The 12785-nt window shown below is 43.9% G+C and carries 11 protein-coding genes and 2 tRNA genes; 2 read left to right on the plus strand and 11 right to left on the minus strand.

Going from position 1 to position 12785, the window contains the following annotated elements:
- Positions 1-53 precede the first annotated feature (53 nt).
- Complete coding sequence (locus tag HMPREF1705_RS01145; RefSeq protein WP_009200549.1) at positions 54-704, minus strand: helix-turn-helix domain-containing protein; 651 nt, start codon at positions 702-704, stop codon at positions 54-56.
- A 144-nt stretch (positions 705-848) separates the two neighbouring features.
- On the opposite strand from HMPREF1705_RS01145, the gene HMPREF1705_RS01150 reads away from it, so the two are divergent.
- Positions 849-2108 (plus strand): Y-family DNA polymerase, encoded by a 1260-nt coding sequence (locus HMPREF1705_RS01150; protein WP_009200548.1) that lies wholly within the window; start codon positions 849-851, stop codon positions 2106-2108.
- Between the two features lie 13 nt (positions 2109-2121).
- Positions 2122-2478 (plus strand): S24 family peptidase, encoded by a 357-nt coding sequence (locus HMPREF1705_RS01155; protein WP_009200547.1) that lies wholly within the window; start codon positions 2122-2124, stop codon positions 2476-2478.
- 6 nt (positions 2479-2484) lie between these two features.
- On the opposite strand, the gene HMPREF1705_RS01160 is transcribed toward HMPREF1705_RS01155, so the two are convergent.
- The 10 genes from HMPREF1705_RS01160 to HMPREF1705_RS01210 form a co-directional block, all read right to left on the minus strand.
- Entirely contained in the window at positions 2485-4194 is a 1710-nt protein-coding gene (locus tag HMPREF1705_RS01160; protein WP_009200546.1) for an ABC-ATPase domain-containing protein, read from the minus strand.
- A gap of 236 nt (positions 4195-4430) precedes the next feature.
- Positions 4431-4507 (minus strand) — tRNA-Arg (locus HMPREF1705_RS01165).
- 15 nt (positions 4508-4522) lie between these two features.
- Positions 4523-4616 (minus strand) — tRNA-Ser (locus tag HMPREF1705_RS01170).
- Positions 4617-4741: 125 nt separating this feature from the next.
- Entirely contained in the window at positions 4742-5806 is a 1065-nt protein-coding gene (locus tag HMPREF1705_RS10570) for an AbrB family transcriptional regulator (RefSeq protein WP_071804862.1), read from the minus strand.
- 338 nt (positions 5807-6144) lie between these two features.
- On the minus strand, positions 6145-7407 hold the full coding sequence (gene icd / locus HMPREF1705_RS01185) for an isocitrate dehydrogenase (NADP(+)) (protein WP_009200543.1): 1263 nt from the start codon (positions 7405-7407) through the stop codon (positions 6145-6147).
- Positions 7408-7419: 12 nt separating this feature from the next.
- Positions 7420-9351 carry an aconitate hydratase gene (locus HMPREF1705_RS01190; protein ID WP_009200542.1) on the minus strand — a complete coding sequence of 644 codons (1932 nt, stop codon included), beginning with the start codon at positions 9349-9351 and terminating at the stop codon, positions 7420-7422.
- Positions 9352-9379: 28 nt separating this feature from the next.
- On the minus strand, positions 9380-10873 hold the full coding sequence (locus tag HMPREF1705_RS01195) for a tripartite tricarboxylate transporter permease (RefSeq protein ID WP_009200541.1): 1494 nt from the start codon (positions 10871-10873) through the stop codon (positions 9380-9382).
- A 16-nt stretch (positions 10874-10889) separates the two neighbouring features.
- Entirely contained in the window at positions 10890-11324 is a 435-nt protein-coding gene (locus HMPREF1705_RS01200; RefSeq protein ID WP_009200540.1) for a tripartite tricarboxylate transporter TctB family protein, read from the minus strand.
- A 75-nt stretch (positions 11325-11399) separates the two neighbouring features.
- Positions 11400-12392, minus strand: a complete 993-nt coding sequence (locus HMPREF1705_RS01205; protein WP_009200539.1) for a Bug family tripartite tricarboxylate transporter substrate binding protein — start codon at positions 12390-12392, stop codon at positions 11400-11402.
- 66 nt (positions 12393-12458) lie between these two features.
- On the minus strand, positions 12459-12785 hold the full coding sequence (locus HMPREF1705_RS01210; RefSeq protein ID WP_009200538.1) for a DUF4387 domain-containing protein: 327 nt from the start codon (positions 12783-12785) through the stop codon (positions 12459-12461).

Below are 12785 nucleotides of genomic sequence, written 5' to 3' on the forward strand. Positions count from 1 at the left end.
CCCCAAACTCATGCGCATTTTTATTAACTTAGCACGACCGCGTCAATAAAACGTCAAAACTCCTTCTTGGGTTTTCCTATTATCCATACGACCTTTCCGATCACTTTCACCAAACCTGAGATCAAGTCTTCTTTATCGAAGAATATGGGGCTATAAGAAGGGTTGGCTGGCCTTAATTCTAAAGAACCGTCGGCCTTGGTGTATATGTATTTCACCGTCCACTCGTTGCCAATCGACACGAGGGCCACATCTCCCTGACCAACTTCGGCATTGGGATTGATGACGACTATAGAGTTATCTGTTATTCCTGCCCCAATCATGCTTTCGCCGGATATTCTGACGGCAAAGGGAGGAATATCGCCAACAGGTCCCAGGGCATCTTCGGGAACATAAATCATCTCTTCCACGACGGGATATACCCCCGTCTGATCCAGGGCCTTTCCTGCAGCGGTCACCGAGGCCTGATCCAACAATGCCACTTCAGTCACATTTAAAGCCTTTTTTGAAAAACCCTCAAGCCCTGTCAGATAATCTATGCTGGTCTGCAATTCTTTCGCAATTTTAACCAACAAGTTAAGGCTCGGAGTCTTCTCTCCTCTTTCTATTTCGCTGATATGAGACGGGCTGGTCTTTACTCGCCTCGCCAATTCAGTGGCGGTCATTCTCATCTTCTTCCTCAAAGTCCTTATGCGTTCGCCCAACATCTTTCTTTCACCCCCATCCTACATAATACACGTTTTGCGAAAATATATTCTCTTTGAGCGAAAATAGTTCTTAAGACTCATTGATATTTTACCAGTAGCGAATATATTTGTTAATAACTGCCGAATTTGCGGGAGGTCTTCGAGATGATAGCGCTAGTGGATTGCGATAGTTTTTACGCCTCATGCGAAAGGATATTTCGGCCGGACTTAGAGGGCAAACCGGTGGTCGTCCTGTCCAATAACGACGGATGTGTAATAGCCAGATCGCGAGAAGCCAAAGCCTTAGGGATACCCATGGGCGTGCCTTACTTTAAAGTCAGAGAAACGATCGCGAAAAACGACGTGGCAGTCTTCAGCTCAAATTACGCCCTTTACCAAGACATTTCAAGCAGAGTCCTGGAGACGATACGGCATTTTTGTCCCGAAGCAGAGCCCTACTCCATCGACGAAAGTTTCTTAGTGCTCGACTCTTTAAAATCGAGCGATGAGATCGCCTTTGCCAAAAGGCTGCGCCGCTCGATAAAAAGATTTGTAGGAATACCCGTATCCATTGGCATCGGCCAGACAAAGACATTAGCGAAAATCGCCACCAAGTTGGCGAAAGAGGCCAAGGAAGGCATATATGATATCGCCGCACAAAAAGACCCCGACTCGGTTTTGGCAGGCATAGATGTGGAAGACGTATGGGGAATAGGGCGTCGCCAGTCCAAAAAGCTGCGGGCGATTCGTATACGCACAGCCTGCGACCTGAAATACGCCGAAGAAGGATGGATAAAAAAGCACCTATCCGTCGTTGGCTTAAAAACGGTATATGAGCTCCGCGGGTTGAGATGTTTTGGTTTTCGGGAAGTTCCGGACAACAGAAAGAGCATCTGCGTTTCAAGGTCGCTGGGGGTCTATTTGACAAGTTACGACGAACTCAGTCAGGCCGTGGCCTTTTATGCATCCTTGGCCTCGGAAAAACTGAGAGCGCAAAGGTCGCTAACCGATACCGTCACAACCTACATAGCCACGAGCTTTCATACCGACGACTTCTATTGGGGCACCAGGACAATACGCCTTGAGACTCCAAAAAACGACACTCCCTCGCTCGTCAAGGCAGCCTTAGAAGGGCTTAAACTAGCTTATATAGAGGGAAAGAAATACAAAAGGGTGGGTGTTCTGTTTACCGAGATTACTCCTTACGAGGTACAACAGAGGGGACTTTTTTGTGACACAGGTCAATCCGTCAAATTAAACGCCTTAATGCATATCATCGACAAAATAAATTTTGAAGCCAACAAACCCATGATCTGGCTCGCCGCCGGAGGCAAGCCGAACAGCCAAAAGTGGGTAGCCAGCGCTTCCATGCGCTCACCTCGCTACACATCTTACTGGGACGAAATCCCCTTGGTAAAGGTATGACGGAGGTGTCTAAATGCGACGTTTCAATACCACCACGGGCTTTCCCACGCCCGCCGCAGAAAAGGCCCACTCCTTGGATTTAAACGAATTGGTCATACACAACCGCCCATCAACATATTTCTTACGCGCTTCGGGCGACCGCCCCGAATTGGGCATAGCAAAAGGCGACGTGTTAATTGTAGATCGTTCCTTAAACCCCAGGGAGGGAGATATCGCCATAGTCGTAGAGGATAACGAACTTCATCTAAAGGAAGTTACCCCTCTAGCCATACGATCGTGGACTAATGTAAACCTGCAAGGCACTCCGACGCAAGAAGTGTTTTTCGGCATTGTAACGTGGATAATGCACGAAACCAGAAGCAAAAGATAGAGTTTTCTATCGTACGACGAGCGTCCTCAACCTATTGATGGCAGCGCAAATTTCTTCGGGCCTTGGCCTTGCGTAGTCCGCCGACGGCCTTGCGAAGGGTGATGCGACTTCCAACCCCTCGGCGTCGATGCGTTCTTCCAAGGCTTTAACAATTTCATGTACAGAACGTTTCCCGTCGATAATGCCATTTCTTACTGCATAAAGAAGTAAGCCGCCTATAGCCCTGGTTTGGCTTTCCTCGGCAATTTGTTCGACGTAAGTTAAATCGATGGTAGTCCTGCCGAATTGTATGTGATCTTTTCCTCTGGAGCGAACTGTCACTTTCTTGCCGATCATGGGATTAAAGCTTTCGGGCAGAGGTATGCGAGCGTTGGATAATTTTGGAAGCTCGGACTCCGCGGGAACCCTTTGGCTTGGCAATTCGCCGGCAATCTCACGCGCCTTCGAAGTGACGTCTTGAGGCCGGTAGTGATCCATCAAAACGACGCGGTCCGCGATGTCGAAATAATCTCCCGATCCTCCCATTACCAAAACCGTCGAAACCCCGAGAATCTCGAAAAGCTGACGAGCCCGATCGATGAAGGGCGTAATCGGCTCTCTGTTTGCTGCGACCAGCCGTTGCATTCTGGCATCACGTATCATGAAATTAGTAGCCGATGTATCTTCGTCGAGTAGCAGAAGCTTCGCCCCTGCCTCGATGGCCTCGATTATATTGGCGGCCTGCGACGTACTGCCGCTGGCATTGTCGGTCCTGAAGCGCAGAGTATCCTTACCAAAGGGCAAATTACTTATAAAGGGAGAAATGTCAACGCATTCTACCCTGCGTCCGTCCTCCGCCCTTATTTTGACAGCTGAACGCAATGTTACGACATACTCCCTTCCGTCGTCGGGAATATGGTCGTAGACAGAACGCTCAATGGCCGAAAGAAGGGTGGACTTGCCGTGAAAACCACCGCCCACAATTAAAGTTATACCTCTAGGTATTCCCATTCCCCTTATTTTGCCGGCGTTAGGGGCGTTAAGTTCCACTTCCATAGAGGGAGGACTTTCAAAAAGCACAGCCTCGTCCTTTTTCAGAGGTCTTTGATCGACTCCGCTTCGCCTCGGAAGCAAAGAGCCATTAGCTATAAAGGCGACGAGACCTCTTTCTTCCAGCTGCGACCTTAGCGCATCCTGATCTTCCACTACACAAACATGTCGCCGGATATCGCTTTTCGAAAGCACCTCGATAAAAAGAGATGACTCGGCAATCTCGGGAAGATCCTCAAAAAACATCTCCATTGCTTCATCTCCGGCTATTCGTCTTCCCCTTGCCGGAAGACCGATAAACAACCTGGCTTCAATGCGGTCCTGAAAGATCCGCATGCAAGTCCTTTCGATGACCTCCTGTTTAGGAACATCTATGGCTATCAAGCCGCTCTTGCCCGATCCGCGACGCTTGCCATTAGCTTTTTCAATGGCTTTGTCAACTGAACGGGCCAAAAAGTCCTCAAGGGCTATACGTCTGATCTTATTCGAAAACAACTCCTCTCGGAAACCTGCCGATTTTAAAGGTATGGACAAAGCAACCTGCGACGGCGGAGCAAAGGGATCTCCCTGTATGTACTGAAAGCAGAGCGAATAACGAGGGAAACGAAAGGTCTTACCCTGAAGCTCCTTGTATGCTTTATAACCTCTGCCATCTATTTGAGATAAAATGCGCTTTAACTTTTCCATTCCGCAAACACTCCAATACAGACAAGACTGATTTTTCAAGGCGTTTACCAGAATAGCAAAAAAGGATGGAAAATGGCAATTGTGACGCAATCCTATATCGTAATGAATAATTGATTTTGCACTAGTCCTACGAAGGGTGCGACTTTGTATTTCGATATGCCAACAAATTTGCCCCCAAGCCATTTGTCTTGGGGGCATCTATAATAAAGATTGCGCCACGTGTCGAAATTAATATTTGGCGCGCCGGAGAGGATTTGAACCCCCAACCTTCGGATCCGTAGTCCGATGCTCTATCCAGTTGAGCTACCGGCGCACCGCAGAAAAACTATGGCGGTGGGAGAGGGATTCGAACCCTCGAGGGCGGTTTTAGCCACCCTACTCGCTTAGCAGGCGAGTGCCTTCAGCCACTCGGCCATCCCACCCTGCATAGACATTCTAGAAATTAACCAGCTTTATGTCAATCCCGATCTTCCTAAAAAATTGGCAAAGAAGGCAACCATCCCGACAATCTCTTTTGAAGAGATTCCTTTTGCGATTTAGGTTTCAATCAATCCAAGAATATAGAAAACAATATTGGCAAAATTACGAGAATGCTCACCAATCGCACTGTATGCATGAGACTCACTATTAATGGATCTGCTCCCATCTCTTCCGCTATCGCTCCCATTTGCGTGAGGCCTGCAGGTGCAGCGGATAACAAACAAGTCACCAGGTTCCAGTTTGTGAACTTCTTCAGTAAAAAACTTAAAACTAATGCACTTACTATCATGGCCGAACTTAGTAATAAAATAGGAAAGAACATAGAAAAAAACTGATAAAAAGTATCCCTTGTGAAATACATACCAATTGTAATTCCTACACCGATCTGGGCAATGGATCGAATGAATTTCGGAGGATGCCACATGGAGACTCCAAAGGCGCAAAAAAGGCCAACAAAGACCATGGAACCTAGAAGCGCACCAGCAGGTAAATTGCTAATCGTGCCTATCCACCCCCCTAATATAGCAAGGCCAATAAAAATAAAATATTCTCTTTGTTTAGACCTATTCAAAATCTCACTATCAATTGACTTCTCTTCACCTGAAAACGATCGACATGGCTGAGAGCTCTGGTCAGAATATTTTGAGCTCAATAGAGGTATGACAAACATAGAAGCAACTAGCCGAAAAACTTGCAATATAGTGACGTTTGCAACATCCACATTAAGTGAGAGAGCAAAGAGTGCCATCTCTGCAACACCTCCAGTGGTGGAGCCTAAAAGTGCTGTTGAAAGAGGGAGATCGGTTAAAGTATAAAGGAGAAATGCACATACCAAAGATGTGCTCAACATCCAAAAAGATTGGAGGATAGATGGCCAGGCTAAATTACCCAGCAATTTAGCGCAATTTCTATCGAACCGAAGTCCTATAAAAGATCCAATTGTTATCTTGCTTAAAAATGAAACGACATTGGTAGGAAAGGAAATATTTACATCAAGCGACCATAACAAAGCGGTGCTTAAGAGAGGTCCCAATACGAAAGGAGCTGGTAAGCGAAACTGTGATGCACACCACGCCACACATCCGCCAGTTCCAAATAGAAAAAACAACCCAAACAGGTGAGATAACAACATAACTACACCTCTTTTTGGTCGGGAATTATATCGTAGAGGCAATGCAAGCAACGATATTCCATCTTTTAGATAGCGGGGGAATTATCAAAATTTAATGATAATTTTCCCGCTATCCATTAACCGTGGTTCGTCAAAAGAATATAAAATAAAAATTACAAAATCGAATATTATATTATCAACAAGAAATATTTCTAAATAAGATATATCGTAACCAGTTTTTATACATCAATCTTTAACAAAAAAACAATCCCATAAACAGATTTGAGTACTTTTTAGGTAATCCCTTGCTCTTTTTGGACTGTTTTATTGATCAAAGCAATATCAATCATGTGCGCTTACTACATATTTTCACACACAGTTTCGGCAAATTTAGAGCACGAGACCTCAGAAGCTCCTTTCATTAACCTTGCCAGATCGTATGTAACAGTTTTAGATTGTATTGTCCTTTCTATGCCCCTAACTATAAGGGCAGCCGCTTCTTTCCACCCTATGTGCTCAAGCATCATGACAGAGGAAAGAATTAATGAAGTCGGGTTTACTTTATCCATGCCTGCATATTTTGGAGCTGTACCGTGAGTAGCTTCAAACACAGCTGCCTCGTCGCCAACATTAGCTCCCGGCGCTATGCCTAAACCCCCAACCGTAGCAGCAATCGCATCTGAGAGATAGTCTCCATTTAAATTTGGAGTAACTACTACATCGTATTCTTCTGGCCTGAGCAATATTTGCTGGAACATGGCATCGGCTATTCTGTCTTTTACAATCACCTTTTTGCTAGAAGAAAACCCTGTTCTCTTGCTGCTTAAATCTTCTTCTGTAATAGTTTGATCAAAAAATTCTTCTTTTGCCACCTCGTAACAACAAGCTCTAAATAGCCCTTCAGTGTATTTCATGATGTTTCCCTTATGAACTATCGTTACGCTCGATCTGCCTCGTTCGATGGCATACTGCAACGCTTTTCTCATAATGCGCTTAGACCCAAAAACTGATATTGGCTTAAGGCCAAGACCTACATCTTCTCGCAGCGAAATGCCAAATTCATTCGTTAAAACGTTTCTGATCTTGGCGCACTCTACACTTCCAGCCGGCCATTCAATACCGGCATAGACATCTTCCATATTTTCTCTGAATACTACCATGTTGACTTTCCAGGGTTCTTTTAAAGGTGACGGCACTCCGTCGAAATAACGAACCGGACGAATGCAAGCATACAACTCTAGTGCTTGCCTAAGCCTTACGTTGATGCTTCGAATACCGCCGCCGACAGGTGTCATCAAAGGTCCTTTTATCGCAACTTTGAAGTATTTAATAGCCTCAAGGGTATCGTCAATAAGCCAGTTGCCAAACATTTGATTGCATTTCTCGCCTGCATATATCTCCCAAAAGTGAAGCTTTTTATTGCTTCCATATGCCTTGTAAACGGCATTTTCCGCAACAATTTTCATTGCCCGCGTTATATCGGGGCCAATTCCATCGCCTTCTATAAAGGGAATTACAGGATCATTCGGTACGATTAGTTTACCTTCATCTGTCATGGTAATGGGGGAACCAAGAGAAGGTGCATCTATATTTGTAAGTTTAAGCCCGGGAAATTTTGACATTCAAGCTACCTCCTAATTAGTAGAAGTGATCAATTTAATCCAATTAAGCTTGCCGCCTGCTTTAACGACATCTAAATCATCGCCGCATAAAGGACATATAACAGGAATTTCCATGTTTTTCGTTAGATTCCTCAAAACCGCCTGAGATTCGACATTCAGTTGACCGATATCGAAGACAAGTCGATCATCCCGATCTATCTTCTCGTAGTCATCTATATTGGCAAAAATCAATGGCAATATACCGAAGTTAACAAGATTTGCCAAATGGATGCGAGCAAAGCTTTTAGCTATAACGGCCTTAACACCTAAATACCTTGGCGCTAAAGCGGCATGCTCCCTGCTTGATCCTTGACCATAATTCATCCCTGCCACGATGAATCCGCCTTTAAGCTCCTTGGCCCTTTTTGAAAAATCTGGATCCACTACTTCAAAGACATGCTCTGCAATGACGGGAATATTAGAACGCAACGGCAAAAATTTGGCTCCTGCAGGCATTATGTGGTCCGTTGTAATGTCATCTCCTACCTTTATCAAGACCTGGCCATCAAGCTTATTGGACATGGGTTCCATTTCAGGCAACGGCTTTATATTGGGCCCTCTTCGAACAGTAACTCGCTCAGGTTCAGGCGATGGAGCTATGAACATTCCTTCATCGATTATGAGATTTGAGGGCATTTCAAAATGATATGGCTCTATGCAAATTCCCCTCGGATCAGTAATTACTCCTGTAATACAAGCTGCTGCTGCAACTTCGGGACTGGCAAGATATACCTTTCCGCTCGCATGCCCGCATCTTCCATAAAAGTTACGATTTATTGTTCTCACAGAAACGCCGTCTGTAGGAGGCGCAAACCCCATGCCCACACATGCTCCGCAACTTGCTTCCAAAATCCTCACGCCCGCTGCAATTAGGTCCTCAATAGCTCCTTCAGCACCCGCCTGCAACAAAATCTGTCTGCTTCCCGGAGAAAGCCCAACATCGACATTGGGATGTATCCTCCTGCCTTTAAGCATATGCGCTATGGTTAAAATATCGCGCAGTGAGGAGTTTGTACACGAACCGAACATTACCTGATCTACGCGAGTGCCTGCAACCTCCTTAACTGGCACTACATTATCAGGTAAAAAGGGTTTTGCAACCATCGGCTCTAATAAAGACAAGTCTATATCAATTTCTTCATCATAGACAGCATCATCATCTGGATACAAAGGTACCCAATATCGCTCTCTACCTTGAGCTCTTAGCCATTCCCGTGTTATGTCATCACTTTGAAATATAGAGGTAGTAGCGCCTGTTTCGGCTCCCATATTAGTTATAGTTGCTCTTTCACTCACGCTTAAGGATTTAACGCCAGGACCACAATATTCGAGGACTTTTCCCACTCCACCCTTAACCGAAATACGCCGTAATACCTCTAATATCACATCCTTTGCCGAAACGAAAGGAGAAAGTTTGCCCGTAAGATGTACTTTGACGATCTTAGGCATTATCAGGGTAAAAGGCATGCCGGCCATAGCCAATGCTACATCTAAACCTCCGGCACCAATGGCAAGCATCCCAATACCACCTGCTGTAGGGGTATGAGAGTCACTGCCAAGGAGCGTCTTTCCAGGAACTGCAAAACGCTCAAGATGAACATGGTGGCATATTCCATTTCCAGGCCTAGAAAACACCAGCCCGTATTTAGCGGCCATATCCTGCAAAAACCTGTGGTCATCAGGATTTTTAAAATCCTCTTGAATCATGTTATGATCAACATAAGCTACGGATAGCTCCGTTTTAACACATCTAACTCCCGTGGCTTCAAGTTCTAACATGGCCATAGTGCCTGTGGCATCCTGAATCAACGTCTGATCTATCTTAATGGCCACAGAAGCTCCCTTTGTCATATTTCCTTTAATCAAATGATTCTTTATTATTTTTTCTGTTAATGTTAAACCCATAATATAATAATGCCTCCTAAGTTTTTAGTTATCTATTTGTTGCTAACCTGATTTTTTTAATAAAGGGCCAAATGATCGAAAGAACAGTCAATGTAATTAAGACGATGCATATTGATGATCTGAAAAAGATACCGAGACTGCCATCAGAGAGCATTAAAGATTGACGAAAGGAATTTTCCATTGAAGAACCCAATACTACGGCAAGAATCATTGGCGCAAGTGGAACTTTATATCTCCTCATAAAATACCCGACGAAACCAAAAATGAGCAAAAGATAAAAATCTACCACTGAAAAATTTATGGTGTACACTCCAAAAAATGCAATAGCGACTATTAGAGGGTAAAGTAAACGTCCTGGAATAGACAGTACTCTTACTAGCAATCCTGCCAGAGGCAAATTTATAATGATGCAAATGATATCACCGACAAATAAGCTAGCAATTACACCCCAAGCAATTTCGGGATGCTGTTCAAAGAGTAGCGGTCCTGGCTGCAGTCCATAGATCATAAGAGCCCCCAGCATTACTGCCGTTGTTCCTGACCCCGGGACCCCCAAAGTCAACATTGGAATCATGGCTCCGATGGAAGCAGCATTATTGGCCGCTTCTGGCGCTGCTAGACCTTCGGGAATACCCGTTCCGAAACTGTCAGGATCTTTAGAAAGGCGTTTTTCGTTGCTATAGGCCATCATAGCAGCGATCGTGCCACCCGCTCCAGGAAGAACCCCTATGACAAATCCGATGGGAGATTCACGAAGAATTGGCATTAAACACCTTCGCCACTCCTCCATTGTGATCCATATTCGACCAAATGCCTTTTTTAGGGCAAAAACACCAGTTTCCCTTATTGTTTCGAAATTTTTGAATACCTCTCCAATTCCATATAACCCCACTATAACCACAACGAAATCGATACCGGTTTGAAGTTCAGCCACACCAAATGTAAAACGCAATACGCCCGATTGTAGATCTATACCAACGGTCGTTATCATTAGACCAAACAGAAGGGACATAAACCCCTTTATGGGGCTCTCTTGCGAAAGAGAAGCTGTTGCAGCCAGTGCAAACACCATCAACGTAAAGTACTCGGGAGGACCAAAACGTAAGGCAAATCTGGCAACAGGCATTGCCAATACCAGAAAGATAACTGCTGCAATGAGTCCCCCAATAAAAGATGCAATAGCAGAAATTGCCAAAGCTGACTCTGCCTTTCCCTTAAGCGTCATTGGGTATCCATCAAAACAAGAAGCTACTGCAGCACCATCGCCAGGAACGTTTAAAAGTATTGCACTCCTGGAACCACCAAACATTGCTCCGTAATATATAGAGGCCATTGTTATCAATGCAGTTTCAGGCCTCATAGTAAACGTAAGAGGAAGCAAGAGCGCCACGCCCGTTGCTGGACCAACTCCAGGCATCATTCCCAGTATTGTTCCCAGGACACATCCTACTGACATAAATATTATGTTTATAGGCTGAATAATAATCGTTAATCCGTATATTAAATTACTCAATGTTTCCATTTACGCTCAACTCCTGTCACGGCAACGATATATATAATATTTTCTCGAAACAATACCATATTCCAAAAGTTAAACCAACTGTAATTACTATATTTGTTATTAAACCTTTTTTACCATTAATTAAAATTAATAACGCTCCTATAAAGAAAATAGTAGAGGGAATGAAGCCTATCTTGTTGAATATAAAAGCATAAATAACCCCTATAGCCATAGTTCCTAAAACATAAAACCATGGAACTGAGGTTAATGTTTTTTCTTCTCGTCTTTTTTTCCTAAACCCTGTATATAGAAGAATTGCACTGCATAAAATCATCAAAATTCCCAAAGATAACGGGAAATATATTGGAGCCCAAGGATTTCCTATAAAAGCCTTGGGAAGAGCCAAACTTTGAACAAAATAGGAAATGCCCAAGGCTAGTCCTGCAATTCCAACAATTACGTCAGAATTCATATAAATACCCCCTATATGTAGGAGGTAGCCCAAATAATATAGGCTACCTCTCTTTATAGATATCTTTATAGATATTTATTCTCCTTTGTAAAATCCTATCGCTTGCAATACTTCCTTGTACTGCTCGTTTGTATGATCAAGGAACATCCTAAATTGATCGGAGGGCAAAAAGCTCTTATCCCATCCATTTGTTCTACATATTTCGTCCCACATCTGTGTTTTCTCCATTTGAGACAGCTTATCCTCAAGATACTTAACGGCATATTCTGGCATATCGGGAGGACCAAACAAACCGCGCCAGTTGATAAACTCTGCATCTATTCCGGACTGACGTAAGGTGGGCACATTGGCAAAGGGTCCATCTTTATAAGGTTCAGGCCTTGTTACGGCAAGGACTTTAATATCTCCTGACATCATAGGACCTTGAGTTTCTGCTAACCCGGCACTTAGTAAATCAATATGACCCCCGAGCAACGCCGCTAAATGTTGCCCCTCTTGAAAAGCAATGTACGGGATATCCTTCAAATTGCTTATACCTGCAGCTTTGGCAGCTATAAGAAACTGCACATGATCCATAGATCCAGGAGAAGATAGACCTCCAATTTTAATACTCTTCGGATCCTTTTTTAAGGCTTCCATTACCTCCGATATTGAATTGTATTTTGAATTTTTCGGAACGGCAAAAGCACCATAATCACTGATTAACCTCGCAATTGGGGCAGTATTTTTATATGAAAGTTTTGTTTGCCCTGTCAGATTAATTAACAACAGTGGCGGAGAATATACTGCTACTGTATATGGGTCACTTTTGCGTTGTTGCAAATATGCGAGGGCTACCCCTCCACCTCCGCCTGGCTTATTAACCACGGGCATAGGGACAGATACAAGCCCTTCTTCTTGCAACACCCTTGCTACCATCCTTATTGTCGTGTCCCAACCTCCACCAGGACCTGCCGGCGCGATGAACTCAAAAGGCTTGGAAGGATAATTATCCTGAGCTACAGCCATCCCTCCTAACAGAAAGAGCAAAACCAAAAAACCCGCTATTAGACCGCATCTTACCTTCATTTTCCTTACCTCCCCTTATGTTGAATAATTATTTAGATTGCCTTACATAGCAAACATTTATTTATTTTATAAGGGTATTTCTATATCAAATAAGGGTACATATTGCTGCGCACCATGCATATCAATCTCGCCTACAGATCCTTGGGGACGCATACGTGGTATCGTAAATTTGAATGCGTTTGCAGCATCAAAAAAAACAAAATTCAGTATTTTTTCCGGCTCTATTCCATATAGCTTTGCAACCAACTCACGATTTATTGCGCCGCAGGATTTTACTTTTTCGTAGTCTTCCTTGGTTTTAAATATGACATCAAAGGTAAGCTCAAAAGGACCAGCATTTTTACTTCTTATAACTTTCGCTATATCCTTTAGTTTTACCATTTTTTTATCCAT

The organism is Acetomicrobium hydrogeniformans ATCC BAA-1850 (genome assembly GCF_000160455.2).
Lineage (GTDB): Bacteria > Synergistota > Synergistia > Synergistales > Acetomicrobiaceae > Acetomicrobium > Acetomicrobium thermoterrenum.